This window comes from Streptomyces sp. NPDC043726, from assembly GCF_056436565.1.
In genome coordinates, this window is sequence record NZ_JBWKCI010000022.1 from 59,906 (window position 1) to 85,553 (window position 25,648).

General features: G+C 65.7%; 18 protein-coding genes and 2 pseudogenes. 16 read left to right on the forward strand and 4 right to left on the reverse strand.

Going from position 1 to position 25,648, the window contains the following annotated elements; genetic code table 11:
* The first annotated feature begins 88 nt into the window (after positions 1 to 88).
* Entirely contained in the window at positions 89 to 1,132 is a 1,044-nt protein-coding gene (locus AC068Z_RS40110) for a serine hydrolase domain-containing protein (protein ID WP_478567953.1), read from the forward strand.
* A 243-nt stretch (positions 1,133 to 1,375) separates the two neighbouring features.
* Here AC068Z_RS40110 and AC068Z_RS40115 read toward each other — a convergent pair whose 3' ends face one another.
* The gene (locus tag AC068Z_RS40115) at positions 1,376 to 1,729 is read right to left on the reverse strand and encodes a hypothetical protein (RefSeq protein WP_478567956.1); all 354 of its coding nucleotides are present in this window, start codon (positions 1,727 to 1,729) and stop codon (positions 1,376 to 1,378) included.
* Positions 1,730 to 3,641: 1,912 nt separating this feature from the next.
* Here AC068Z_RS40115 and AC068Z_RS40120 point away from each other — a divergent pair.
* The 4 genes and pseudogenes from AC068Z_RS40120 to AC068Z_RS40135 all read left to right on the forward strand — a co-directional run.
* A complete protein-coding gene (locus tag AC068Z_RS40120; RefSeq protein WP_478567959.1) occupies positions 3,642 to 3,872 on the forward strand; it encodes a hypothetical protein in 231 nt (76 codons plus the stop codon).
* A gap of 211 nt (positions 3,873 to 4,083) precedes the next feature.
* Positions 4,084 to 4,509: a hypothetical protein gene (locus tag AC068Z_RS40125; protein ID WP_478567962.1), complete on the forward strand. Its 426-nt coding sequence runs from the start codon at positions 4,084 to 4,086 to the stop codon at positions 4,507 to 4,509.
* Positions 4,510 to 4,922: 413 nt separating this feature from the next.
* Positions 4,923 to 5,066 (forward strand): hypothetical protein, encoded by a 144-nt coding sequence (locus AC068Z_RS40130; protein ID WP_478568093.1) that lies wholly within the window; start codon positions 4,923 to 4,925, stop codon positions 5,064 to 5,066.
* Between the two features lie 12 nt (positions 5,067 to 5,078).
* Positions 5,079 to 5,429, forward strand: a pseudogene (locus AC068Z_RS40135) (8-oxoguanine DNA glycosylase OGG fold protein); the annotation flags it as partial.
* A gap of 217 nt (positions 5,430 to 5,646) precedes the next feature.
* Here AC068Z_RS40135 and AC068Z_RS40140 read toward each other — a convergent pair.
* The gene (locus tag AC068Z_RS40140) at positions 5,647 to 7,524 is read right to left on the reverse strand and encodes a DUF262 domain-containing protein (RefSeq protein ID WP_478567965.1); all 1,878 of its coding nucleotides are present in this window, start codon (positions 7,522 to 7,524) and stop codon (positions 5,647 to 5,649) included.
* Between the two features lie 542 nt (positions 7,525 to 8,066).
* On the opposite strand from AC068Z_RS40140, the gene AC068Z_RS40145 reads away from it, so the two are divergent.
* Positions 8,067 to 9,506 carry a DNA phosphorothioation-associated putative methyltransferase gene (locus AC068Z_RS40145; RefSeq protein WP_478568081.1) on the forward strand — a complete coding sequence of 480 codons (1,440 nt, stop codon included), beginning with the start codon at positions 8,067 to 8,069 and terminating at the stop codon, positions 9,504 to 9,506.
* A 4-nt stretch (positions 9,507 to 9,510) separates the two neighbouring features.
* On the opposite strand, the gene dndA is transcribed toward AC068Z_RS40145, so the two are convergent.
* Positions 9,511 to 10,665: a cysteine desulfurase DndA gene (gene dndA / locus AC068Z_RS40150; RefSeq protein ID WP_478567968.1), complete on the reverse strand. Its 1,155-nt coding sequence runs from the start codon at positions 10,663 to 10,665 to the stop codon at positions 9,511 to 9,513.
* Positions 10,666 to 10,941: 276 nt separating this feature from the next.
* On the opposite strand from dndA, the gene dndB reads away from it, so the two are divergent.
* From dndB to AC068Z_RS40200, 10 genes are all read left to right on the forward strand, one after another.
* On the forward strand, positions 10,942 to 12,081 hold the full coding sequence (dndB, locus tag AC068Z_RS40155; RefSeq protein ID WP_478567971.1) for a DNA sulfur modification protein DndB: 1,140 nt from the start codon (positions 10,942 to 10,944) through the stop codon (positions 12,079 to 12,081).
* Positions 12,078 to 13,658 carry a DNA phosphorothioation system sulfurtransferase DndC gene (gene dndC / locus AC068Z_RS40160; RefSeq protein ID WP_478567974.1) on the forward strand — a complete coding sequence of 527 codons (1,581 nt, stop codon included), beginning with the start codon at positions 12,078 to 12,080 and terminating at the stop codon, positions 13,656 to 13,658. Before dndB ends, dndC begins: the two co-directional genes overlap by 4 nt.
* Entirely contained in the window at positions 13,645 to 15,672 is a 2,028-nt protein-coding gene (dndD, locus tag AC068Z_RS40165) for a DNA sulfur modification protein DndD (RefSeq protein WP_478567977.1), read from the forward strand. Before dndC ends, dndD begins: the two co-directional genes overlap by 14 nt.
* Positions 15,662 to 16,042, forward strand: a complete 381-nt coding sequence (gene dndE / locus AC068Z_RS40170; protein ID WP_478567980.1) for a DNA sulfur modification protein DndE — start codon at positions 15,662 to 15,664, stop codon at positions 16,040 to 16,042. Before dndD ends, dndE begins: the two co-directional genes overlap by 11 nt.
* Positions 16,043 to 16,805: 763 nt before the next feature.
* Positions 16,806 to 18,551 carry a hypothetical protein gene (locus tag AC068Z_RS40175; protein WP_478567983.1) on the forward strand — a complete coding sequence of 582 codons (1,746 nt, stop codon included), beginning with the start codon at positions 16,806 to 16,808 and terminating at the stop codon, positions 18,549 to 18,551.
* 11 nt (positions 18,552 to 18,562) lie between these two features.
* Positions 18,563 to 20,704 carry a DEAD/DEAH box helicase family protein gene (locus AC068Z_RS40180; protein ID WP_478567986.1) on the forward strand — a complete coding sequence of 714 codons (2,142 nt, stop codon included), beginning with the start codon at positions 18,563 to 18,565 and terminating at the stop codon, positions 20,702 to 20,704.
* Positions 20,705 to 20,754: 50 nt separating this feature from the next.
* Positions 20,755 to 20,940, forward strand: coding sequence for a hypothetical protein (locus tag AC068Z_RS40185; protein ID WP_478567989.1), 186 nt, complete (start codon positions 20,755 to 20,757; stop codon positions 20,938 to 20,940).
* Positions 20,937 to 22,994 (forward strand): AAA family ATPase, encoded by a 2,058-nt coding sequence (locus AC068Z_RS40190; RefSeq protein WP_478567992.1) that lies wholly within the window; start codon positions 20,937 to 20,939, stop codon positions 22,992 to 22,994. Before AC068Z_RS40185 ends, AC068Z_RS40190 begins: the two co-directional genes overlap by 4 nt.
* A complete protein-coding gene (locus AC068Z_RS40195; RefSeq protein WP_478567995.1) occupies positions 22,994 to 23,461 on the forward strand; it encodes a DNA phosphorothioation-associated protein 4 in 468 nt (155 codons plus the stop codon). The genes AC068Z_RS40190 and AC068Z_RS40195 overlap by 1 nt, the downstream gene beginning before the upstream one ends.
* A gap of 268 nt (positions 23,462 to 23,729) precedes the next feature.
* Positions 23,730 to 24,263: an NUDIX hydrolase gene (locus tag AC068Z_RS40200; RefSeq protein ID WP_478568084.1), complete on the forward strand. Its 534-nt coding sequence runs from the start codon at positions 23,730 to 23,732 to the stop codon at positions 24,261 to 24,263.
* Here AC068Z_RS40200 and AC068Z_RS40205 read toward each other — a convergent pair.
* Positions 24,241 to 25,582, reverse strand: a pseudogene (locus AC068Z_RS40205) (hypothetical protein). The gene AC068Z_RS40200 and the pseudogene AC068Z_RS40205 overlap by 23 nt on opposite strands.
* Positions 25,583 to 25,648: the final 66 nt, after the last annotated feature.

The window sequence follows — 25,648 nt, forward strand, 5'->3', positions numbered from 1 at the left end:
CCCCTGATGGCCGACACGCCAGGTCCGGCCCGCGCCGCCCTTCTTCATTACGCTGACCGGCGGGATGCCCACGGCGAACAGGGAGACCATGACGTACCGCACCGACCGCATTGAAGCTCTGCTGGATGAAGGTGTCCGCGACAAGGTCTACCCCGGCGCCGTCTGGGCCGTCGGTGACAGCGCGGGCATCCGCGCTTACGGCACCACCGGTGTCCTCGACCCCGACGAGCCGGACGGGAGGATGCGGTTCGACACCGTCTTCGATGCCGCCAGCCTCACCAAGATCCTCGCCGTGTGGTCTTCCATCGGAGCCTTGTGGGAAGACAGAGTCCTGGACCTCGAAGCGCCGCTGGGCACCTTCTGGGAGGAGGTCACCGGGCACCCGCTCGGCACCGCGACCACCCGGCAACTCCTGACCCATACCGCAGGAGTCCCGCTGCGGGCCCAGCTGAAGAGCCTCTACGGCACGGACCCACAAGCCATCCGGGCCGGGGTGCTGCACGAGGGACTCCACCGGCCGCCCGGCGAAGCCGTCGAGTACACCGACCGGGCCGCCCTCATCCTTGGCTACCTCGCCGAACACCTCTGCGGTCAGAGCCTCGACCGGCTGGCCGGGGAGCGAACCTGGGGCCCGCTGGGCATGGCCTCCACCCGCTTCGGCCCTCTGCCCCCGGCGATCGCCGAGGTGTGCGCGCCAACCGAGCTCGACCAGGACACCGACACTCACCTCAAGGGCACCGCCCACGACTTCTCCGCCCGCCTGCTGGGCGGCGTGTGCGGCATCGCCGGCGCCTTCACCGTTGCCGGCGACCTCGCCGTCTTCCTGCGCTACATGCTCGACGCCCAAGCCGCCCCCACGGCGGCGGGATTCGGCACTGAGTGGACCTCCTACTCGCTGACCATCCACACTGGTGGCCTGCAGCCCGAGCGGGGCCTGTTCTGGCACCCGGCCCCCGGTACCAGCGATGATGACGACGTCTGGGTGCACTACGGGTTCACCGGCACCGGCATGTGGATCTCTCCCGCGAAGGACCGGTGGGCTGTCCTGCTCACCAACAAGCTCTACTACACCCGCGACCGCCAGCCGCTGACGGACATCCGCAACACCTTCCGCGAACTTGCCTTCACGTAACGATGGCTTCAGGGCTGCTGGCCTTGGGTGACCGTTCGCTGCGTCGGGCACCGTGCCGCTGAAAGACGAAAGTGAGTGTGGAGCGGGCAGGGGTGGTGAACGTGGCGATCAGGCTGTTCGGCGCGGGCTTCGGGGCCGCAGTTGCTCGTGCGGAATCGACTGCGGGCAGGGCGCATGCCCGAGGTTTGGCGAGCACGGGAGGGAAGCATGGCGGGGAAGGTGAAGTTGTCCGTCCGCGGGCGGTCAGAGGTCGTACGGCCAGACGGTGACGTGGTCCTGCGCCACATGGACCTCGGCCCATGAGCCGTCGATACCTTCCGGTGGCGGTGGTTCGGCGAGGTCGAACAGGATCAGCGCGTCTCCTACTTCCAAAACGGCCCCATCGTCTTCGGTGAGTTTCAGCCGCCCACGAAAGACGATGCGGTCACCGTCCTGGCGCAGCTCAGGGGTAGAAACCGGGCTTGGCCAGGTATTTCCCGTCCAGGCGATGTCCTCATCGACAGTCCATTCGACATGGTGTTCTCGCCCCACTGCCTCGGGAACGCCCTGCCAGAGCACTACAGCAGTTCCCACTGCCGACCGGACTTGTACGGGCATGGGTTGCGATGGGAGGGGCTGTTGCGCTTCTACCGTGACCAGCACCCCGCCATCATCCTCGATCGGATGACTGAACCCTGCGCCGCACCTGCGGACCCTTCAGGTCTGCCCCTGAGACGCTCGCCGGTCCGTTGGGGATCTCCCGGCTCACCCGGCCTGCGAGTCCTTGGCGCTGTGCCCGCAGGACTGGCGTGTGCATTTTGGATGCCGGCATGGTCCCGCACAGCCTGCTGGCCGCCGTGGTCGGTTGTGGGCCTGGGGTGCAAGCTTGTGGCGCGGTCGGTTGGGGGCGGCCGCGCCCAAGGGCCTGCCTTGCTGCAACAAGGACAGACCTACTTCCCCTGTTTTCCCGAGTGGTCACGGCAGGGGACGCCGTGGTCTGAGCAGAGCGTGTGTTCTCCTGCCCCCGGGGCCGGGGTGTGAGGGCGGCCGGCGGGCGGGGACGGTGAGGTGGGACGTCATGGTTCGTTGTGCACATGACGGGAAGGCGCTCCAGGGCGGGTTGCCGTCCGGTGGCATGTCGATGCGTGCTGCTGTGGTGGCAGGTGCCCGCGTGGGGTGGCAGCAGTGCACGTGCGGCCGCTGTCGCGCCGGTGAGTGTCCTGGCGCCGGGCCGCGCGGCTTCGGCGTCGGCGGGCCGGCGGCTGACGGCGCCGCTCCCCACCGGATAGCCGGCCGTGCCCTGAACAGCATCGCCGTGCAGGCCCGGGAGGCCGGTGAGCAGTGTCCTGGCGTACCGCGGGATGCAGTCCACGGCGCGCGTGGTGTTGGGCGTCAGCAGACTGCTGGGCTCAGCAATCCACCCTGTCCCGGGCGGCTGCACCCTCGCTGTGAGCGTTGCCGCCCGGCGTGCCGCCGGGGAGGTCCATCCGCAGGAAGCTGCGGCGGCTGAAGCGGACAGCAGCCAAGTTACGCGGGGCGCTGTCAACGGCTGGCCGGCCCCGCAGCCGCACGGCATAGAGCCCGCAAGCCATTGGGTGGCCCGCAGCTGCCGTGCAGCAGTGTGGCGGACAGGGGGGTGGAAGTGCTGGTGATGGCCGTTCCGGTCGAGCCACCCGGCGGCAGCTGCATCCTCCCGCGCGGCCAGGGCGTGAGCCGTCAGGGCGGTCTGCCCGCGGGCATCGGTGCCCAGACCGGGGCAGTCGACCAGCACCAGGGGAGCACTGCGCGCGCGCAGGGCGTGAGCCGGCCCGGCGGCATCACCGCGGAGAGCGGTGAAAGTGCCGATGCCGGGGAAGTCGACCGGGATCAGCTGGCCACTAAGGGCCAGCATGTCATCGATGATCTCCTTGAGGGCGCAGGCCGTGCACTGATACGTCCCGGACGCACCCTGGGGGCGCTCGTGCGGGTACGGGTCGGGCTCATTGCAGTCCCGGCACCGCGGCACGTACAGCTCGACCCACATCACCAGCACATTCGGCAGGTGCAAACGCGTGCTCGGCCCCTTCAGCATGCACGCCTTGGACATGCGCAGGGCCGAGAAGAGCTGCTCGTCGATCGGCAGCGACCAGGGGCGGGTGTCCAGTGCGGTCGTGCTTCCCATGGCCTGAGACCCTTCCCTGCTGCTGCGTGCTGGTGTGGTGTGCAGAGCGATCCGGCCCTGCCGTGAAGGCGACCGGTATCTGCACCTAGGTCAGCTTCCGCTGCAGCCCGGGCCCGGGGAAGGGCTGACCGGTTCACTTTTATGGGACGCGTCCTGCGGGTTTTTGCGCCTCGATGGGAGAACGGGCAGATCAGGACAGGTTTCTGTCTCAGGGGAGATGGGACAACTTAAGACACCGCTCAACCGTTCGCTTTACGGCGCGTGCCGCGATTGCCCAGGATGCTCCAAAGGTCTCAAGTCCACTGGGCTGCAACCTGGTTGGACTGCTTTTGGGGCCTCCCGAGTGGTTCACAGCAGAGACGAGTTCAGATGAACACCATCAACAGCGGTGCCCTGCCCAGGCTGTGCGGTCCCCGCTCCCGGGACGGGATCAGCTGGCCGGAGTCCGTAGTGATCATCATTGTGATCACGTTGGCTGCCGTCCTTGCCGTGCTGGGCATGCCGCCCGCCGGCACCGCTCTGACGCTCAGCGCAGGCGGTTGGGCAGCTTTTCACCTGCTGGTCCGGCTGAGGGGAGTCTCCCTGCGCACCCCGCGCTGACACCATCATGAGGCGTCCCAGCGACGCCCGGTCGGCAGCAGGCCCTATGCCAGCCCCTGGCTGGCCGGCTCTGGCGCACTGGCTCGAACAGCTGCGCCAGAGTCGTGGGCTGAGCTTCCGCAAGATGGCGTCGGCATCAGTAACCCTCCACAACAGCCCCGCAGAGCCCTACAGCTCCGCAAGCTTTGCGCGGGCCGTGAGCGGGCGCCCCGTGCGCTGGCCCCTGGTGATGGCCTTCACCGTTGTCTGCCGTGGCGACCTCGCAACAGCCCAGCGCCTGTGGCGCAAAGCGGCCGGAGCCCTGCCGGCCGGGCCGGAGGCAGGCACCCGGCCGGAGTTCATCACCACCCCGGACCAACTACTCAACGCGATGAGGAGGATCCGCACCAACTGCGGGGACCCACCCTTGCGGGAGCTGCACCAGCGAGCGAAGCACGGTGGCTTGGGCGACCTGCTTGCCCCCAGCACCAGCAGCGACATCCTGCGCGGCAAACGACTCCCACACCCCGCATACCTCACCGCCTACATCCAGGCATGCGCCCAGCCCGAACACACTTGGCCTGCCTGGCAGGCAGCGCTGCAGCGCGCCAGGCAGAACTACTCGGCCCGGAGCGCTGGGCTGGCGCTGATGCGGTGAACTGCAGCGGCTCGCCGCTGCGGCCGCAGCCAACCGGTCGCAGCGGCTCGCCGCTGCACAGGCCGAAGCCGTCACCGCAACACCCCGACCGTGCAGTCTTCAGGCGCCTCCAGGCGGATCTGGCTGCTGGGTGAGGCGGGCCGGTAGGAAGAGACCTCGCCTGCGCCGGCACGCTACCGCCGGGCCTGTGCGGCGCGACGGTCGGCAAGGCGTGGACTTTGGAGGAGACGGGGGGCGTCCAGGAGGCTTACGCCCTGCTGCGGGCAGACCCTGACCTGGGGCCGTCGCATGCGGTCGGCCAGCTCATCCCGCACGGCCGCGCCGGGCGATGCTGAGGCCGAACGAGAATCAGCACGATGATCACAGTGATCAACTGGGTCGCTGATTCGAGGGCGGTAACGGCCACTGTCCCCATGGTTCCGTCGGAGGAGGTGGACTTCGGCCTGCACGCGCTCATCCTGCACACGAAGGACTACGCCGAGCTGTGCGAGGAGTATGCGGGCCGCTTCCTGCACCACCACCCGAAGCCGGGCGCCCTGGTCGCCAGCTTTGTCTGAGGCCAGGGCCGCAGCGGCTACGGCAGCCCGCACCGACTGCGGAGAAGCCTTGAGCGCGCATCCGCCCGGACCGTCCTGTCCCAAGTTGCCGAAAAGCTCGCGGACGACGGCGCTGTAGCCGCCTACCGCACCCTGTACGGAGCGATCCCCGGCTTGGAGCCGGCGTTTTTCACCAAGTTCCTGTACTTCGCCGACGCGGTGCTGCCGCACATGCCCGCTCCACTCCCGCTCATCCTTGATCTGCGCATAGCCCGGGCCCTGCCCGCATGGGGCAGGAAGCGGGCCTTGAGGCATCAGCGAGACTCGCGCAATGGCTGTGGAGCGACGGCGGATGGACGGCGCACCGCTACGACATCTATGTGATGTGAACCCATGGTGCTGCCACGCAATTGACCGGCTTGGCGCACTGACCGTCGTTCGCTTCTGGCCTCCTGGAACTCGCCCTTTTCGGCGGTGCGTGGAACCCGTCTGGGGGTTCCGGCTGACTTTTTTGCGGGGTCGTGGGGCACCGATGGTCACGGTGAGTAGGTGCTGGCTGGGGGAGGTGCTGCAGCACCGGATGGGTGTGCGGTTCAGGGGGTCAGGTTGAAGAGGAGGGGGTGTTCGTTGGCAGCAAACGGAAGACCTTGCAGGCGTCTGCTTGGAGTTGTTGCAGGCGTTGGTCGTATTCGGTTCTCGTCCACTGGGCCAGTTTCGCGAGGTCGCGGGTCATTCCTACTTTGCTGTGCACGTAGTGCTGGGTGCACTTCGTCTGGAAGGTTTTGTTCCCGGCGTCGGAGTTCTCCCGAGGACCAAAGAAGGTCAGGTTTCCCAGCCGGTTGAGGAGTTCACGCAGGTCGGGCTGGACTTCTCCTGGGAGGGGGCTTTGCGGGTAGATGTGCTCGATGGTCACCTGCTGAAGATCGAACACCGCCATCATGTCGGGCCGTGGTCTGCCCTTGGCGCCCTGGTCGAGCCATCCGCGGTGATCTTCCAGGGTGGTGAGGAACTCGCGGAGGTTTGCTTTCTGGGCGCTTCCACGGTCGTAGCGAAGGTGGTTGTCGATGCTTACTTTGAAATGCTGATCAGTTGCTGACTTGTCGAGGAGCTGCTGAAGTTTTCCTCGAAGGTCGTTCCATTTCACTTCGTCGCCGCGCTCCGCGGTTTTCCGTACGTTTTTGGCTTCGGCGTAGTAGATAGCCTGAGCCGGGCTTGCGTGGCCTCCGCATACGTTCTTGTAGCGGAAGGCGAAGATCTCGAGCATGAACACGAGCTCTGCGAACTTCTTCTCCGTGGTGGAGTGCGCTGCAGCCAGCAGGAGGGGGAGGGCGAGCTCATGCTTGAGTGTGCGGACGAGGCGGCCAAGGCGGTCCTTCTGCCATGCCGATGCTTCGGGGGTGAATCCTGGTACGACGGCGGTGTCGAAGGGCCACTCGCCCGCCGCAATTTTCAAGTACGTATCTTTCTCTTTGGAGAAGGAAGCGATCTGCTGGACAACCTCGGCGGGGGGCAGCGGCGAATCCTTTGGAAAGTACTCGTCGCAAAGTTTTTGAAAGAGCGGTGTTCCCGCCCGGGTTCCTGTAGTGGACGGGTAGTACGCCTTGAAGAAGGAGCTGACCTTGGCACTGGGGGTGCTGAGCATCTCGTCCCACGTTTTGGCGGCAACGCGCTGTTCGTGCGGGTGTCCTTCAAGGAGCTCGAGCGTGTAGCTGCGGAGCAGGTCGGCGTCTTCAAGGGAGCGGCCTCGGTCGTTGAGGACGCTGAAGAGTTGATAGGCCCGTTCCCGGTCAAGGCAGACGATCTGGATGACGTGCGACTGGACCGTCAGGGCATGGCGCAGGCGGTCGAGGGCCGCGACTTGCTCCATCGCTGAGTTGGCGGCGTCGACGATAGGCTTGATCAGGTTTGTCTGCAGTGACTTCTGTGCAGCCAACAAAAGTTCGTGGCTCTCCCTGGAAGCGGTGACGTTCCGGCCTTCAAGGAGGTCCTGAAAGACTTTGTCGTCTGCGGTGGAGAGGGAGAGCCGGGGCCGCTTTTCAACGCGCCCTTCCGTCACGTTGAAGTGATTCCAGTAGATGAAGCGGCTCCGCATGTCCTCGCAGAGGATGTTGGCCGAATTGGCGGCCCGGTCGTCACCCGCCCGTCGCGCCTTGTCGGAAATTTCTTGGGCGGCTGCCGCGATCTCTGACAGGGTCAGCACGAAAGTGGTGAGGCGCTGCTGCCCGTCGACGATCTGGTACTTGTGAGGCCGCGACTGAGAGTGGTCTGTGTGCTCGATACACACGAAGCCGCCGAAGAAGTGACCGCGTTGGGAGTTGGTGTCGTCCAGGAGGTCTTTGACGTCGTCGATAAAGGCTGCCGTCTGATCGTCCCATGCGTAGGCCCGCTGGTAGACGGGGACCCAGAAGGGGTGGTGCTCTTCCAGGAGAGCCCCCATGCCCACGCTTCGGGGGGAGACGGATGCGGCACCGAACGTCATGAGACCTCTTTTGAGTGACGAGGGAACCGACACCTCTCACCCACCTCTAACCCGGTGGCCGAGTAGCGTCCCCCCACGCGTATGTGACTGCCGGTCAGATTAGTGGAAGGTGGTCAGGGCTGACCACTGGGATGAAGGACCTCGCCGGCGCGGTCGTTGGGTCTCGGGTGAGAACCGGCGATGAGGGGTAAACGCCTCATCGCGGCGCCGCCGGGCGTGTGGCGGCGGCACTCCGGTACGGGCGGGGTCGGCGCTCTGGGGCGAAAGGCCATGCCCCCTGAGCCGGGATGGACGCGTCACGCGGGATCTTGTGCTGGCCGACACCGCGCTCCCGTCGAGCACGCCTGATACGAGAAGGACTCTGAATGTCTCGTATGTTCTTGCGGGACAACGCCAGTGCCGGCGAGCGTCTTGGACGGCGCGAAACGCTGTTGCATGCGCCGGCGGTCTCTGCTGCGCGTTCACCGGTTGCGTGAGCGTGCTGGTCGTGTGTCTTCTAGGCTGCTGGGTTGTTGGTGCTGCCGTAGGCGCGGGTGTTCGTGATGGAGCGGGTGTGGGGTAGTGATCGTCGGCGTACGGCGATTGGTCGGGTGGCGTTGTCGGTGCCGGCGCGTCAGGCGCTGGCGGATCGGCAGCTGACGCCGGAGCGGACGGTGTTGGACTACGGCTGTGGCCGTGGTGATGACGTGCAGGCGCTGGAGCGGCTGGAGTGCCGGGTTGCGGGCTGGGATCCGTACTACCAGCCGGATACACGTCTCGAGGTCAGTGATGTGGTGTTGCTGACGTATGTGCTCAATGTGATCGAGGATCCTGCGGAGCGCCGCCAGACTTTGTTGAGGGCGTGGGAGTTGACGTCGACGTTGCTGGTGGTTTCGGCCCGTCTGACGTGGGAGAAGTCGAAGGTTCGCGGGGAGGAGTTCGGGGACGGGCTGCTTACAAGCCGGCAGACGTTTCAGCATCTTTTTGCTGCCGGGGAACTGCGCCGGTATGTGGAGGAGGTGACCGGAGCCCGGGTGGTGGTAGCGGCGCCGGGTGTTGTCTATGCGTTCCGGGATGACAGTGCACGCCTTGGCTATCTGGCCCACCGGGTGGTGCCGGATGCCGAATGGCTGGCGTCCGAGGACACTGCCTCGGCGATTGGCGCCCTGGTGGACTTCGTGGAGCGTCGTGGCAGACCGCCCCGGATTGAGGAAATGCCGCGGAAGGTTGCGGAGTTGCTGGCCCATCTGAAGCCGGCGGAGTTGCGGCGGCTGGTGCGCGATGGGGCGGATGCGGGGCGCGTCGAGGCCGGGGGGCGGCGGTCGACGCTGAACACCCTGCTGTATCTGGCGGTGGAGCTGTTCAATGGCCGGGGGCCTTTTGGGAGTCTGCCGGTGGGTTTGCAGCAGGATGTGCGCACGTTTTTCTCCTCCTATAGGGAGGCGTGCCGGCGTGCTGACCGGTTGCTGCTCAAGCTCCGCGATGACGGTTACGTGCGTGGGGCTATGGATGCCTCGGTGGCAGGCAAGGTGACACCGACGGCGCTGTATGTGCACCGCCGTGCGCTGGAGCGGATCCCTACGGTGTTGCGGCTCTATGAGCACTGCGCGGCGATCGCCGCGGGGCGGCCGGAGAAGTGGACGGTGGCCAAGCTCAAGCATGAGGGCCGTGCGGTGTCCTGGTTGGACTACCCTGACTTTGACCGTGATCCGCATCCGCGGCTTGCATCCAGCTACCTGGTGGACCTGCATACGCTGGAGGCGTCCCACATCTCCTACGCGCACTCGGCGAACCGCCCGCTGCTGCACCGCAAGCATGAGTTCCTGGCGCCGGACGATCCCGATGTGCCGCGCTATCGGCGTCTGACCGACTCAGAGGTGCGTGCAGGGCTCTATCAGCATCCGCACCTGATCGGGACGGCGAACGGCTGGGAAGCCGAACTGGTCAGATGCGGGCGGCAGTTGCGAGGGCACCGGCTGGTGCGGCGCACCGACGCTCCCTAGCGGGTCAGTGCGGGTTCGGCTGCATGGAAGCGATGGTCTGCGCGATGTCCAGCGGATCGAACTGCGCGGCTTGTGCGGGGAACCAGGACAGGCGCAGCCCGTTGGCCGCTACCTCGTCCTTGAGCCCCATGGCCTGAAGGACGTGGCTGGGGGTGTAGGAGGCGCTGGTGCATGCCGAGCCGGTGGCGATCGCGACGTGGTCTTTGAGGCGGACGATCAGTGCTTCGGCGTTGAGCTGGTCGAAGCTGACGTTGAGGATGTGGGGGACGCTGTGCTCGGGGTCTCCGTTGATGCGGAACCGCGTCGCGCCCAGCGCGTCAAGGATCCGCTCGCGCACAGCCCGTGCGTCGCGCTCCCAGCGGTCGTGGCTCTCCTTGAACATCTGCGCGGCCTCGTGCAGGCCCATGATCAAAGGCACGGCGAGGGTGCCGGGGCGCAGCTTCCTCTCCTGGCCGCCGCCGAACATGATCGGTTCCAGGGGAACTTTGTCCCATCCCCGGCGCCGGGTCACGAGGGCGCCGATGCCCTTCGGTGCGCCGATCTTGTGACCGCTGATGCTGATCAGGTCGATCGGCGCGGTCAGGTCGCCGGGAACCTTGCCGTAGCCCTGGGCCGCGTCGACGTGCAGGTAGGTCGCCGTGGTGCGGAGCTTCTCGGCGAGCTCGGCGACCGGCTGGATGACTCCTGTTTCGTTGTTGACGTGCATGAGCGACACGGCGAGGGTGTCGGGGCGCAGCCGCTCCAGCACGGCGTCGGCGCTGATGCGGCCCGAAGGGCCGGGCTTGAGGAAGTCGACCTCGAAGCCGCGGGTGTCGCGCAGGTGCGTCAACGGCTCGATGACCGCCTTGTGCTCGATGGCGGAGGTGATGATGTGCTTCCTGCCGGTCCGCTCCCCGTAGGGGGCGAGCCCCAGCAGCGCGATGTTGTTGGACTCCGTCGCACCGCTGGTGAAGATCACTTCCTCGGTCTTGGCTTGCACGGTAGTGGCGATGAAGGAACGGGCTTGCTGGACAGCCTTCTTGGCGCGCGCCCCGTACTCGTGGGTCCGGCTGCCGGCGTTGCCGAAGTCTTCCGTCATCCAGTGCAGGACAACCTGGGCGACCCGCGGGTCCACTCGCATGGTTGCCGCCACATCCAGATACGCCACCACAGCGCTCACCCACCTCTGAGCTGTTCCCGCTCCACACCTGTACGTGAAAGGCTTAACGTACACGCTGGGCCAGCAGAGGACGAAGTGCGCGCTCGGGTGCGCCCGCGCGCGGTGCCTCCTGCGTGGGCAGGTCCCTGCTTGTTCCCGCGAGCCGTTGTGCTCGCGGGGCGCGGGTTGCAAGTACGGGTGAGAACCGCACCTGTACGTCATCCGCGGACCGTGGGGTACGTCGATAAACCAGAGACGTACGTTAATTAGGTGACGTGCATGCGCTACAGTTCACTGGTGCAGACTGAAGCAGCGAGCAAGGCTGCGGGGCGGGCTGTCTCGCGAGCGTCCACGGGCTTTGAGTACACCTTCCCCGCGATCCGAGGGGTGCAGGCGGGCAGGGAGTTCTACGCCTCCATGTGTCCCCTGCGGCTTATCCCGAAGATTTTCCTCTTTGATGAAGATGATCTTTCGGCCGAGCTGAGAGCGCAGCGTGTACTGAACAAGGGGCGCCTGCCGGCGCTGGCCCGGTACATTCTGGACAATCCGGGCGACTATGTCTTCAGTGCGCTGACCGCGTCGGTGGACGGGGACATGGTGTTTGAGAGCCAGGGCGACGACGGCGCGGCGCACCGTGCGGGGCAGTTGCGCATCCCGATGGACGCGCGCTTCCTCATCAATGACGGGCAGCACCGTCGCGCCGCTATCGAGCTGGCGCTGAGGGAGAACCCCGACCTGGGCGATGAGACGATCGCCGTGGTCTTCTTCTGTGACGCCGGGCTTGCCCGGTCCCAGCAGATGTTCGCCGACCTGAACCGGCACGCGGTCCGCCCCGCCCGCTCGATCGGGGTCCTGTATGACCACCGGGACGCCAACGCCCAGATCACCCGTGCACTCACCGACGACTCCGCGGTCTTCAAAGGCTTTGTCGAGATGGAGAAGAGCACCCTGTCAGCCCGCTCGCGCAAGCTGTTCACGCTCAGCGCCCTGTACTTCGGCAACCAGTCCCTCCTGCAGGGACTGGAGTTGGAGCAGGACGAGGCGACCGCGCTGGCGCGCGCCTTCTGGGAGCGTGTCGACGGGCTGCTTCCGGAGTGGGGTCAGGTGCGCTCGCGTCAGCTGTCGGCGCAGGAGATGCGCCGCGACTTCATCCACAGCCACGGCATTGCCCTGCACGCGCTGGGCCGGGTGGGCAATACGATCCTGCGTGAGACGCCCAGTGCGGCGAAGTGGGAACAGCGCATCGCGCCGCTTAAGGACGTGGACTGGACCCGCTCCAACTCCGACTGGGAAGGGCGGGCCATCGTCGGCGGCCGCGTCTCCAAGAGCCATCAGAACGTGACACTCACTGTTAACTACTTGCGTCAGCACCTCGGGCTGGGTCTCAGCCCCGAAGAGCAGCGCGTGGAAGACGCATACCTGCGAGGCGATGCATGAGCACCATTCCGCTCAACCTCGGACTCACCCCGGTGCGGCGCAAGCCGTTCAACGGGCAGTCCCTGGACGAGGTCACCGCACAGCTCACGGAGGAGATCCGCGAGCTGTACACCGCCGACCAGGTGCCCTGGGTCATCGGCTACAGCGGCGGCAAGGACTCCACCGCGGTTCTGCAGCTGGTGTGGATGGCTCTGAAGGACCTTCCTGAGCAGAAGCGGACAAAGCCTGTTCATGTGATCAGTACGGACACGCTGGTGGAGAACCCCGTCGTGGCCGCCTGGGTGTCGACCTCCCTGGCCACGATGGAGGAAGCCGCCCGCGCGCAGGACCTGCCCATCGAGCCGCACCGCCTGACCCCGGAAATCAAGGACACGTTCTGGGTCAACCTGATCGGCCGCGGCTACCCCGCTCCGCGGCCGAAGTTCCGCTGGTGCACCGAACGGCTCAAGATCAAGCCGTCGAACTCCTTCATCCGCAGCGTCGTGGCTGCACACGGCGAAGCCATCATGGTGCTCGGCATCCGCAAAGCCGAAAGCCAAGCCCGCGCCCGCGCCATGGAAAAGCACGAGAAACGCCGCGTCCGCGACCGCCTCTCACCCAACGCCAACCTTCCCAACTCCCTCGTCTACAGCCCCGTTGAGGACTGGACCAACGACGACGTGTGGGAATTTTTGATGCAGGTCCAAAACCCCTGGGGCTACAACAACCAGGACCTGCTCACCATGTACCAGGGCGCCTCCGGCGACGGGGAGTGCCCCCTGGTCGTGGACTCCACCACTCCTTCCTGCGGCTCCAGCCGGTTCGGCTGCTGGACCTGCACCCTCGTCGAGCAGGACAAGTCCATGTCCGCCATGATCCAAAACGATGAGGAAAAGGAGTGGATGCTGCCCCTGCTGGACCTGCGCAACAAGCTCGACGCACCGTTCGGCCACTATGAAGAGGGCGATGCCGACCTGCCGCCCGGCCGCAAGGCACCCTTCCCCCGCCCCGACAAGCCGGCGCGTGACTTCAGGCGCATGAACGGCTCCGTCATGCTGTTCAAGGACGACGCCATCCACGGCCCCTATCTGCAGTCCTACCGTGAGGAGTGGCTGCGCGAGCTCCTTAAGGCGCAGACCTGGATCCGCGAACACGCCCCCGAGCACGTCAAGAAGATCGAGCTGATCACGCTGGACGAGCTGCACGAGATCCGCCGCACCTGGGTGTTCGACAAGCACGAGGTCGAAGACAGCCTCCCGCGCATCTACCAGGAGACCACCGGGGAGCCGTTCCCCGGCGGCCCCCTCGATGAGCAACTCGTCATGGGATCCGACGAGATGGACGTCCTCAAAGAGGTCTGCGACGGCGATGACCTGCACTACGACATGGTGCGCGAACTCCTGGCCGTCGAACGCAAGTACCGCACCATGGCCCGCCGCTCCGGCCTCTTCCAGGCGCTGGAGAAGGCTGTGCAAAAGGGCTACTACGACAGCCACGAAGACGCGGTGGAGTTTGCCGCCCGCAAGAAGAAGTGGCGCGACGACATCGCCGAGAACCTGACCTTCGACGACGAAAACGAACTCGATGCTCCTGCGTAAGATCACCCTCGAAGAATTCGGGGCATACCGTGGAAAGCAGTCGCTCGACCTCACCCCGAAGAAGAACAAGCCGATCATCCTGATCGGCGGCTTGAACGGGTGCGGCAAGACGACCCTGCTCGATGCCATCCAGCTGGCCCTCTACGGAAACCGCGCCCGCTGCAGCGGGCGCGGCACCAAGTCCTACGAGACTTACCTGCGCGAGAGCATCAACCGCAAGGCAGACCCGGCGCGCGGCTCCGCCATCACCCTGGAGTTCACCGTCCTGAGCGGCGGACACGAGCACTACTACCGCGTCGTGCGCAGCTGGCACACCAGCGGCAAGACCCTCAAGGAATTCCTCAACGTCTACGTCGACGAAACCTACGCCCAGCGTGCAGGGGCAGGCCGTCATGTCCAGCCCGAGGGCAAGTTCAACCGGCTGCTGAGCGAGGGCTGGCCCGACCACGTCGAGTCCCTGCTCCCTCTGGAAATCGCCTCCCTGGCGTTCTTCGACGGCGAGAAGATCGAATCACTTGCCGACCCCGAACGCGCCGCATCCGTCATCGAGTCCGCCGTGCACTCCCTCCTCGGCGTGAGCACGGTGCAGCAGCTGCGCAACGACCTTCTCGCCCTCCAGCGGCGTCAAAAACTCTCCGACGAAGAGCAGCACCTGCTGGACAACATCCGTGCCCAGGAATCCGAACGCGATGAGGTGCTGTCGCAGTACGACGTCGCCTACCAGAATCTGGGACAGCGCCGCACCGAGCTGGCCCAGGCCGAGCGCAAACTGGACAGTCTGGAAAGGGCGTTCGAGAAGGAGGGCGGGCACCTTTTCACGCGCCGCCTGGAGCTGGAGAACGACAAGAAGCAGATCATCGCCCAGCGGGACCAGGTGCGTGCCGAGCTGACCCAGCTGGCCGCGGGCCCCCTGCCGCTGCTCTTCGGCGCTTCGCTGCTGCAGGATCTGGGCAAGCAAGCGGCCCGTGAGCAGGAGGCCAGGCAGTCGGCGCAGGTCCTTGAGGTGTTGCACCAGCGTGATGCGTGGCTTGCTGACCTGTTGCCCGACACTGCACGCGCCGCCGTCCTGGAGCAGCTGGAAGCCGACCGGGCAGGACGCGCGGCAAAGACCGAGCTCAACGTCGACCTCCATCTTCCTCACGACGCCCCGGCCCAGCTCACGATCCTGGATGAAATCCTGCAGCGCGATGCGGCCCGGTCCGCGCAACTGCTGCACACCGCCGGGGAACTGACCGACCAGCTCGACCAGCTCGACCGCCAGCTGGCCGGTGTCCCCGCCCAGCACAAGGTCGAGGCGCTCCAGCACGCCCGCGAGGAACAGATCGGCGAGGTTGCCCGCGCCCGGGCTGCCTGTGAGCGCGCCGCAGCCGGACTCGAGGACCTCAAACGGCGCCGCGAGTACGTCACCTCGCTGCTGGAGCGGGCCCACACCGAGTTCGTCCGCACCAAGGTCAAAGCGGAAGAAGTCGAAAGGATCATCAAGTACTCGGAGAAGGCCCGCGACACCCTGGAACGCTTTGGCACGGCCCTGCTGGCCCGGCACATCAGCCGGCTCGAAGTGGCCGTCCTGCAGAGCTTCAAGGTCCTCATGCGCAAACAAGGCCTGGTGCACGATCTGCGGATCGACACCGACAAGTTCACCCTGACCCTCGCCGACGCTGACGGGGAATCCATCGACCCCGCCCGGCTCAGCGCCGGCGAACGCCAGCTGCTGGCCGTCTCCCTGCTGTGGGGGCTGATGCGGGTTGCCGGAAACCGGCTGCCCAGCGTCATCGACACCCCCCTCGGCCGGCTCGACAGCCGCCACCGCGAGCACCTCGTCGACCGCTACTTTCCCCACGCCGGCAATCAGGTCCTGCTGCTGTCCACCGACGAGGAGATCGACGAGAACCTCCTGGGCCGCATGAAAAAGTCCATTGCCCACACCTACACGCTGGTGCACGACGACACCGAGTTCACCACCAGCGTCGTCGAGGGCTACTGGTGGAATGAGGGAGCCCAGTATGTCGGTTGACCACGTCCGCCTGTCCCAGCCCGCCAAAGACCGGCTGGTCTACCTCAAGCGCACCACCGGCATCACCCAGTGGAACGTCCTGTGCCGCTGGGCCCTGATGCTGTCGCTGAAGGACCCCTCCACCCCGCTGGTCAAAGACATCGTCACCGACTCCAACGTCGAGATGAACTGGAAGACCTTCGCCGGCCAGCACGGCGACATCTACCTGGCCCTGCTCAAACAGCGCTGCGTCACCGATGGCGAAGAGCCCACGGACGACAACGTCCAGCGCCTGCTGACGGTGCACCTACATCGCGGGATCGGATACCTCGGCGCCGACAAGGACATGGCGGTCATCGAAGGCATGATCGCCGCCGCCCTGCCCGCCTGACCCCCACGCGCCCCAGGCAGCATCACGCTCCTGGGGCGCGCTCGTGGATGCACGGGCAAGCACCCGTGCCCAGCCCAGCCGGCGAGGACAGCGCGGCACGGCCACAAGGAACGCGACAGCCCGCATGCCCCGTAGAGGGGCCCCCGGGCGAGCCGGCCAGGGCGCCGGCGCCCTGGCCGGACGCGCCAGGCAGGACCGCCAGCTGCTGTCACCTCGGCAGGTCCCCATGGCGCTGGGGCGAACGGCGCAGCACGCCCTACAGGCTGGTGCCCAAGGATCCTGCCAGGGCGTCGCACCCCTCCCCGCCCAGGCCCAAAGCCGTACTCCCGCCGCCAAGACCACTCCCGTCCCCCAGGAGGAGCCTCAAACCAAACCGTTAAAGGTGAGGCATACCGGACGTAAGCTGTCTGTGATTGAAGTATTTTTCTTCTTCTGTACAACCTCACCAGCTATTGGCTGTCTCATAGAGCGGGGTGAGGGCCTCGGTGCGGGCCAGGCGTGGTGGCTGCTGCCATCACACCACCGCGACTGCTGCTTCCAGATACCCTTCGAAGCCCTTGGAGCGCCAGGGACTTCGATGCAGCCGCTCGACCGCACGGAGAACAGCACGCATGGCAGTAGGCAGCCCTGACCTGCGTCAGGGAAGCACTCACGCAGTCTCGGCTGCGTCCCCTGACCTGGCCCTGGTTCCCCCCATTGTGGGCCGCTCGTTGCAGTGTTGTGTACGGCTGCGGTTGAGCGCTGGCGCACCCGGGCGGCAGGCATGAAAATCTACTGGCACCCCACAGCACCCGATCACGCCGCACTGACCGTCTGCCGCACGTGGTTCAACCGCCTGGCACGCCTCGAACGCGACCTGGTCCTACGCCACATCTGCGCCGCCGAGCCGGTACCCCTCGACCGGCTGGCCCGCGACCACGCCCTGCCCCGCCAGACCCTGCGCCGCCACCGCAACCAGCTGGTGCAATCCCTGGACCAGGCGCTCACCGAGGATCTGGCCGCCCTGAGCGCCGTCGGCGCAGTAGAAAAAGACCTGCACCACCCCACCGAGTGGCGCATCCTGATCACGCGTCACCCCTGGCTCGCCGTAGCAGTCAGTAAGCAACACCCCCTTGCCCCGCTGCACCTGCTGCTCGGGTTGCGTTGGCGGGACGCTTCCCACGGCTCCTGGGTGTTCGACGGCGACCTCGACCAATGCATCGCTGCCACCCTCCACGCTCTGGCGCTCGGACCAGGCGACGTGATGAGCCATCCCGCCGTGCAGCGCCGACTGGACGACGCCGGCATCCCGGCATCTCGCGACGCAGCGCAGCTGCACCGCTGGCTCACCCACTGCGGACTCGTCTACCAGCCCGCCCAGCACGGATGGGCCCGCCCCATCACACCCTCACCCGTAACAGAGAGTCCCCATCCGGGGGAGTGGGCAGAGATAGAAAACGAAAATCTTTCCCCCCGCCACCATCTTTCACATGCCCTTTCCCGAATGGCGGAGCTCCTTCCCGAAAGCTATCCCGACCCCAAGAAGCTCACGCTAGGTGAAATCTTGGAGCGCGCGGATCAACTGCCCGACGAACTGGGCCAGTTGGCACGCCGAGTCCGTGACGCCGTACTCGACCCGGTCGGCGCATGGGACTTCACCCCGAACACCGCCCAGCACACCCCCTCACCCACCAAGTCACCCCACATCGCCTCCGCCACACAGCCCCACCAGGGTGGTCAGGCACGCTCAGTGTGGCTGGGCCGTCTCGCAGGCGACCTGCGCCAGCTCCAGCTCCGCCACACAAGCCAGCAGCCCTCCGGCGCACACCAGGTGGGCGAAGGCAGACAGCAGTGGCTGCAGGTGCTGCGCAGCGACATCCACAAAATTCTGGGCGACGCAGACACCCCGTTGACCGCACTGGACGTTTCCAACCGCCTCGGTCGATACGTGCAACTTCGCACCCTACGTAAAGTGCTCCACAGCGACCCGCGATGCCGCATGACCGGGCGCGATTTTTGGACGCTGGAACCGGACCGCGCACGCCCTGTCCACAAGACACCGCGCGACCTCGACGCAGCGGTAGAGGCACTCACCCGCGCTGACCGGCCGATGTCCACGGCAGAACTCAAGGAGGAAGCGCACCTGACGATCCAGAGCGGCTACCTCAAGCAAAAACTGGACGCAGACCCCCGCTTCCAGCGCAGCGCCAAGGACCGGTGGGCATTGACTGCATGGGACATGCCCGTCTACAAGCCGATCAAAGAACTCGTCAGCGACCTCGTCGACCGCCACGACGGCGCCATCGACGTAGATGAGGCCATCCGCTGCCTGATGCGCGACTTCGATGTCAAGGAATCAACCCTGCGCCAGGTGATGTCCTCACCGCCCTTCACCGCACGCGGCGGAATGGTGCGCCGACTGAACGACACAGCGCCCGGCCAGCTTGCCGCCGCAGACAAAGAAGCCGAAGCCGACGACGATGACGCCCCCACTGCAGACGACCTCATCAAGGGCATGGGACTGATCTGATGCAACCCGCCATGCCCCTGCGCGCCACCCGCCTCGGTCCGGAATACCGCAGCGACCGCGGCCACATCGTCAACGACTTCTACCGCCCCGCCCTCAAGGCAGCCACCCAATACGACCGTGCGGTCGGATACTTCACCTCCTCAAGCCTCGCCCTGCTGGGACAAGGACTTGACGACTTCGCCGACCGCGGCGGCACCGTGCGCATCGTTGCCTCGCCCTACCTCGAGCAACAGGACATCGCCGACATCGAAGCGGGCTACGCGCTGCGCGCCGTACTAGAGCGCGCGGCGCTGCGCGACCTGAGCCACGCCATCGAAGAACCCCATGCCGCCCGCGGCCTGGGCAAGCTCGGCCGCCTGGTTGCCGCAGGCCGCGTCGAATTCAAGCTGGCCTACGTCTGCAGCGGCCAGCGCATCGGCATGTACCACGAAAAAATCGGTGTCTTCCACGACGGCACCGACCTCGTCGCCTTCAAAGGCAGCGCCAACGAAACCCGCTCCGCGCTCATCGGCAACTTCGAATCCATCGAAGTCTTCCGCAGCTGGGACATCCGCGACGCCGACCGGGCCCTGCGCATCAGCGAAGACTTCGACAACCTGTGGCACGACCGCACAGGCATCCTGCGCGTGGTGCCCTTCACCGAAGCCGCCACGCAGATCATCGAACAGGCCGCCCGTGACACCGAAGGGCGCAACGACCTCGACGTCCTTCCCGAACACGGCGCACCCCTGCCCGCCCCTGCCGCACCCACCGACACCGCCGGCATGCTGACCATCCCCGCCGCTCTCACCGTGCGCGACTACCAAAAAGCCGCCGTCAACAACTGGTTCGACCACCGCGGCCGCGGCATGTTCCGCATGGCAACCGGCACCGGCAAAACCCTCACCGCCCTCACCGCCGCAGCCCAGCTCGCCTCCACCCTCCACAAGCAGGACAAAGCACTGCTCACCGTGGTCGTCGCCCCCTACCAGCACCTGGTCGACCAATGGGCCAAAGACATCAGCTGGTTCGGCATCACCCCCTTGCGCGCCTACGAATCCACCCACGCTTGGTACCAGCGCGCCTTCGACCTGCAACACGCTCTGGCCCTCGGCGGCGCACGCGGCGGGGTCATCGTCACCACGAACAAAACCTTCAGCGAAGCCCCCTTCCAGCGCCTCCTGGACTCTTACAACGGACCGCTACTCCTCATCGCCGACGAGGCCCACAACCTCGGAGCAACCCGCCTTCGCACCGCGCTGCCCGCCAACGCCCAGTTTCGCCTCGGCCTTTCCGCCACCCCTGAACGCTGGTTCGACGACGCCGGCACCGAAGCCCTCACCGACTACTTCGGCTCCATCGTCTTCGAAATGGGCATCGGCGAAGCGATCCACCGCGGCGCCCTGTGCCGCTACACCTACACGCCCGTACTCGTCGAACTGGACGAAGAAGAAGCAGAGCTCTACTGCGAGGTCACCACCAAAATCGCCAGACTGATGGCCGCCTCCCACCACCCCACCCCACACCTCGATGACGACAGCCCTCTGAGCGCCCTGCTACGCAAACGAGCCAACATCCTCGGCCACGCCCGCGGGAAACTCCCCGCCCTGCGCCACCAGCTCCAACAACGCCAGAGCGCATCGCACCAACTGCTCTACTGCGCCGAAGGCCGCCACCCCCTCGCAAGCGAACACGAGACCGAAGAACCGAGCCAACTCGAACAGGTCATGACCCTCGCCGGCACCGACCTGCGCATCCCGGTCGCCCGCTACACCGCACAGACCAAGCGAGCCGACCGCCAAGAAGTCCTGCGCCGCTTCAGCTCCGCAGCTGACCTCAAAGCCATCGCCTCCATGCGCTGCCTCGACGAAGGCGTCGACGTCCCCGCCGCCCGCATCGCCTACCTTCTGGCCAGCTCCTCCAACCCCCGCCAGTTCATCCAGCGCCGCGGCCGTGTCCTGCGCAAAGCCGCCGGCAAGGACACAGCAGACATCATCGACTTCATCGTCACCCCGCCCGACGGCGCCAGCGCGCTCCAGCACGAAACCGAGCGACGCATGCTGCGCGGAGAACTCGCCCGGGTCGAGGAGTTCGCCCACCTGGCCGACAATGAGGCCCACACCCTCGACGTCCTGCGCCCGCTGCGCAAACGCTACGGTCTGTTCGACACGTGATCAGTCACACCGCCACGCCCCGTCCTCGCCGCATACCAGAGGGAGCCGCATTGACGACCGACCCCGCCCCGACTGCCCCACGCCGCACCGCCCGCGACGTACTGAGCGAGCTCTCACCTGAAGCCCGCAAACTCGCCCAGGTCGTCACGCAGTTGGAGAACGAATACCTGCACATCAACAACCCGACACAGGTCGTCCCGGGGATCGTTGAGGCAGTCAAGGGGCTGGTCAAATGAAGCTGCACAGGCTCACCCTCCACAACTTCCGCGCCTTCTACGGCGAGCAGACCATGGACCTGGAGACCCACGAGGGCAAACCCGCCATCCTCATCTTCGGGAACAACGGCGCGGGGAAGACCACGCTGCTGAACGCCTTCGCCTGGGCCCTCTACGGGACCTTCTCCCAGGATGTCGAAGAGCAGCACCGCGTCATCCACGACAAAGCCTGGGCAGACGCCGAAATCGGGAACTCCGTCAGCGCCTGGGTCAAGCTGGAATTCGAGCACGAAGGCACACAGTTCACCGTCACCCGAACCATCACCGTCACCAAGAAAACCGTCGAGCAGACAACGGAAGAACCCCGCCTCAAAGTACTGGAAACCGGAACCGACGGCGAGACCCGGAACGTGGCCAACGGGCAGGACCGTATCGAGAAGATCCTCCCTCAAGGACTACGTCGCTTCTTCTTCTTCAACGGTGAACGCATGGAAAAAATGTTCTCCGGAGACGAGAACAACGACGAGGTTAAACGCGCCATCAAAACCCTGCTCAACCTGGAATCCATCGAACGCGCCATTCACATCCACCTCCCCAAGGCATCCAAGCAACTCGCCCGAGAGATCGACAAGAAGAGCGACAGCCGCCTCAGCGAGCTCGCCGACACGATCGAACGCCTCGAACAGCAAAAAGCAGACGTCGATGCCAAAGCCATGCAGCTCTCCAGCGACGCCAGCAGCTACCAGCAAGAGGTAGACGAAGCCGAACGCGCCCTGCGCACCCACGACCAAGCCGCCCCCCTGCAAAAGGAACGCAGCCGCCTGACCCGGCAGATCAAAGCCGAACAGGACAAACTGGCCGAGCTCAAAGCCCGCAAACGAGAGCGCCTCACCAAGAGCGGCTTCATCGCCTTCACCGCCGGCACCGACGAAACAGTCATGCAGCTCGCCCAAGGCATGCGCCAGCGCCGCGAACTGCCGGCAGGCATCCAACGCAGCTTCATCGACACCCTCCTCGGCGACGGCACCTGCATGTGCGGGCGAGACCTGGAACCCGGCACGACGCCCTACACAGAACTCGAACGACGCCGCTACAACGCGGGCCTCGCCGATGTTGAAGCCCGATGGGTCTACGTCGACGGCCAGATGCGCAACCTGCGCGATGACCGCTCCGCACTCCTTGAGGATCTGAAGCAAAACGCCCAGGACATCCTGGCGGTCAACGAAGCCATCAACCACCTCAACGCGGAACGCAGCGACATCGACCGCCAGCTCGAAGGCGTCAACGTTCAGGATGTGCAACGCCTCGAGCTGCGCCGCAAGGAATACGCAGAGAAGAAGACGCGTGCCCTAGTCGAACGCCAGCAACGCATAGACGACGTCGCCGACATCGAGAAGCAGATCGGCATCGCCAAACGCCAGTTCAAGGAAGCCCAGGGCGCAGACGTGAAATCACGTCGTGTTCAGCAGCAGGTCAGCCTCGTCGAGGAGGTCATGGCAGCTTTCGAGCAAGTCCTTGCTCTGAAGACGGAAGAGGTCCGAGAGCAGCTCGATCGCAAGATCAAGGAAGTCTTCTCCCGCATCTTCATCAAGTCATACACCCCCGAGATCGACGACCGCTTCCAGCTGCACCTCAAGTCACCCGCTGGCGTGGCCATCCGATCGACCGGAGAGAACCAGATCCTCGGCCTCTCCTTCGTCGGCGCGGTCTCCGAGGTTGCCAAGAACCTCCGAGACCTGCGCAGCGGATCCGAGGACCCACTCGAGGGCGGAGGCAGCATCTACCCGGTGATCATGGACGCCCCGTTCGGCAGCCTCGACCTCACCTACCAGGAAGAAATATCACGGGCGCTGCCCGAGCTCACCTCGCAGATCGTCACCCTGCTGTCCCAGTCGCAAGCCCGCGGCAAGGTCATGGAGAATCTGCAACGCTCAGCCACCAGCATGTACGTCCTGCGCTCCGTCACCCCCAACAGAGCAGCACAGGAAGAGACGATCGAAATCAACAACCGCGCCGTCCCCTACGTCTCACACGGCGACTTCGAGCACAGCATCCTGGAGAAGGTGACTGTCTGATGGCGACCATCGACCGCTTCCGCAGACCAGCTCAGCACGAGGACCTCCTCAACGAACTGCAGGGCAAAGACGGCCCGTTTCGCACGCTGGTAGACGCCATCATGTTTGCCGCGGCTTTGGGGCAGCGCAAACAACGCCGTGAACCCTTCGACAAGGCGGGCGAACCGATCAGACTCTCCCTCATGGAGGGACGTCACTACGGAGATGTCCTCATCGACATGCTCGCCGCCGTCGAAGTCCAGGACGATCCCAAAATCCTCGCCGATGACCGACTCGACCAACGGGTGCGCATCTTTGAGGAGTACGCCAACGGCGGGCTCAGCTACATCCGCGGTGAACTCAACACCGCAGCCACCCGCGACCTCGACCTCCTCATCGGCAACCTCGTCATGGAAGCTCTGACCGCACCAGCTGCCCAGGACGACGAAGTCGCCGCCATCATGTCATCGGCCGATCTGAACTGGTGACCGACATGCGGCGGCCCGCCCACCGCCGGGCTGCTGCCCCTCCCACAGCAACAGACGACAGATGGGCTCTTGTAGGGCCTCACCGAACTTCCCCGTGGTCCAGGCTCAGGTCAGGGGCACGCCAATCCACCGCACAGCGTTGCTTCCTGGGCGGCAGCACAGGCTGCAGGTGGAGTATCTCGTCAATGTGACGCGAAAGGTGCTGAATGGCCGCCTGCCTTACGCGGTGTCTGCGATCCTGGAGTTCGATCGAGAGGGGCTCGCGCGCATGGAGTGGAAGACCCACGGTGAGCGGCAGATCTACACCAACAGGTGGGTGAATCTGTGTCTGGTCGATGTCCAGCAGCCTGACGGGCGCAGGTGGGAGTATCACGTCGTTCGTCTGCGGCACTTGGCCGTGGCCGCCGTGGTGAATGACCGTCAAGAGGTGCTGATGATGTGGCGGCACCGCTTCATCACGGACTCGTGGGCCTGGGAGTTGCCCATGGGCCTGGTCGAGGAGGGTGAGACTCCCGAGGAGGCTGCCGACCGCGAAGTGCTGGAGGAGACCGGCTGGCGGCCTGGTCCCATCAAGCCGCTGATCTATGCCGAGCCGGCCAACGGGATCACGGACTCGCAGCACTATGTCTTCCGCGCTGACGGCGCCACGTATGCTGGGCCGCCCACGGAGAAGAACGAGTCCGACCGCATCGAGTGGATCCCTCTCTCGGAAATCCGGGGCATGATCGATCGCCGCGAGGTCGTGAGCAGCGGATCGCTTGTCGGCCTGCTTTACCTGCTTATGGACGAAGCGGTCCGCTGACCGGGCGGGAGGAGTTCCCGTAGTCGTGCCTCGAAGGCCAGGGCTACGGGCTCCGCCCTGTGGGGGGCCAACTGGTCGTAGAACTCCCTCAGATGGCCTGTCACGCGCTCGGAGGCTACTGCCGACGCAGACTCCAGGGCTTGTGTGGCGGTACAACATGCCTGGTCGATTTTGCCCTGGTCCAGTTGCGTACGGGCGAGCCAGAACGCGTGAAACGCACGGCCGCGCTGGTTGGTGCGGTCTTCCCGCCGCAGGGCATCCGCGATCAGTGGTTCCGCGGTCGATGCTTCGCCCAGTCGGCCGTGGGCGATGCCGGTGTCCACGATGAGCTTCGGCTCGTCGAAGTAGGCCACCCATGACGGGTCCGGATCACTTTGCCGGATCTGCTCGAAGTGGCTGTGTGCTTCCCCGATCGCCTGGTGCGTGGCATCCCGGTTGCCGAGCGTGGCGTGAGCGAAGGCCTCGCGCATGGAGAGCATGGACAGGACGCGCGGGGTGGTGTCGAGTGCAGAGCGGGCCTGGTCCTGGGCGGCGGTCACGAGTGCCAGAGAGTCTGCGGGCTTGTCCTGGTAGGTGCCCTGCAAGCTCATGCAGGCAAGGACGTTGGCCATGAACTGGCGGTCGTCGATCTCCTTGGCCAGGTGCAGGGCTTGCGTGAAGTAGGCGCGGGCCTGGCTGTACTGGCGGGCGTCGAAGTAGGTCCAGCCGGTGAGTCGTGCCAGTTCGGCTGCGATGCCGTACAGGCCGTTCTGGACGGGCGGCGGCCGGTGCTCCTTCAGGAGTCCGACGACGTAGCGGAGCTGGCCGACGACGGCCGGCCGCAGCGCTTCGCCGCCGTGCTGGTTGTCACGTCGCCAGTAGTCCTCGATGGAGGAGCGGAACGCCTCAAGGGTGGCTGCGCTCAGGCTTGTTCGGCTGGCCAGAGCCAAGATGCTGTCCACATCGGGGCCCGGTAAGGACGTGGTGGTTGGCAGTTCGGGCTCGGATAGCTGGGGTGCCTCGCGCTCGGCGATCACGAGCGCTTGAGGGGTCTCCCACTGCCGACGGGCGAGTCCGAGCATGTGTCCGGGGATGCGCAAGCCGTCTGCGATGCGCTCGATCACGTCCATGTGCTGCAACTGGCGTTGCCCTGCGATGACTTCGCCGACGCGGCTGGGGGTCAGATCGCATCGTCTGGCAATCATTGACGGGTAGATGCCCGCCCTGGTCTTGACCAGCCGGAACACTCTGGAGAAGTCCCGTACTCGACATGCGTCGATCATCTCGGGATCGGTGAGCAGCCTGGCGGGCAGTTCCTGCGGCCGGTCGGCGTCGGACATGGAGCGGCTCCCCCCCCCCACGAGGGCTACGCAACGTCGTTGGGAGTCTACTTGCCGCGATATTAC

Coding starts and splice junctions, on each gene's coding strand:
- AC068Z_RS40115 (WP_478567956.1), bottom strand. CDS start 1,729: ATGCCCGTACAAGTCCGGTCGGCAGTGGGAACTGCTGTAGTGCTCTGG.
- dndC (WP_478567974.1), top strand. CDS start 12,078: ATGAGCACCATTCCGCTCAACCTCGGACTCACCCCGGTGCGGCGCAAG.
- AC068Z_RS40190 (WP_478567992.1), top strand. CDS start 20,937: ATGAAGCTGCACAGGCTCACCCTCCACAACTTCCGCGCCTTCTACGGC.
- AC068Z_RS40180 (WP_478567986.1), top strand. CDS start 18,563: ATGCCCCTGCGCGCCACCCGCCTCGGTCCGGAATACCGCAGCGACCGC.
- AC068Z_RS40175 (WP_478567983.1), top strand. CDS start 16,806: ATGAAAATCTACTGGCACCCCACAGCACCCGATCACGCCGCACTGACC.
- AC068Z_RS40120 (WP_478567959.1), top strand. CDS start 3,642: ATGAACACCATCAACAGCGGTGCCCTGCCCAGGCTGTGCGGTCCCCGC.
- AC068Z_RS40200 (WP_478568084.1), top strand. CDS start 23,730: ATGGAGTGGAAGACCCACGGTGAGCGGCAGATCTACACCAACAGGTGG.
- dndE (WP_478567980.1), top strand. CDS start 15,662: ATGTCGGTTGACCACGTCCGCCTGTCCCAGCCCGCCAAAGACCGGCTG.
- dndD (WP_478567977.1), top strand. CDS start 13,645: ATGCTCCTGCGTAAGATCACCCTCGAAGAATTCGGGGCATACCGTGGA.
- AC068Z_RS40140 (WP_478567965.1), bottom strand. CDS start 7,524: ATGACGTTCGGTGCCGCATCCGTCTCCCCCCGAAGCGTGGGCATGGGG.
- AC068Z_RS40110 (WP_478567953.1), top strand. CDS start 89: ATGACGTACCGCACCGACCGCATTGAAGCTCTGCTGGATGAAGGTGTC.
- AC068Z_RS40130 (WP_478568093.1), top strand. CDS start 4,923: ATGGTTCCGTCGGAGGAGGTGGACTTCGGCCTGCACGCGCTCATCCTG.
- AC068Z_RS40145 (WP_478568081.1), top strand. CDS start 8,067: ATGGAGCGGGTGTGGGGTAGTGATCGTCGGCGTACGGCGATTGGTCGG.
- AC068Z_RS40195 (WP_478567995.1), top strand. CDS start 22,994: ATGGCGACCATCGACCGCTTCCGCAGACCAGCTCAGCACGAGGACCTC.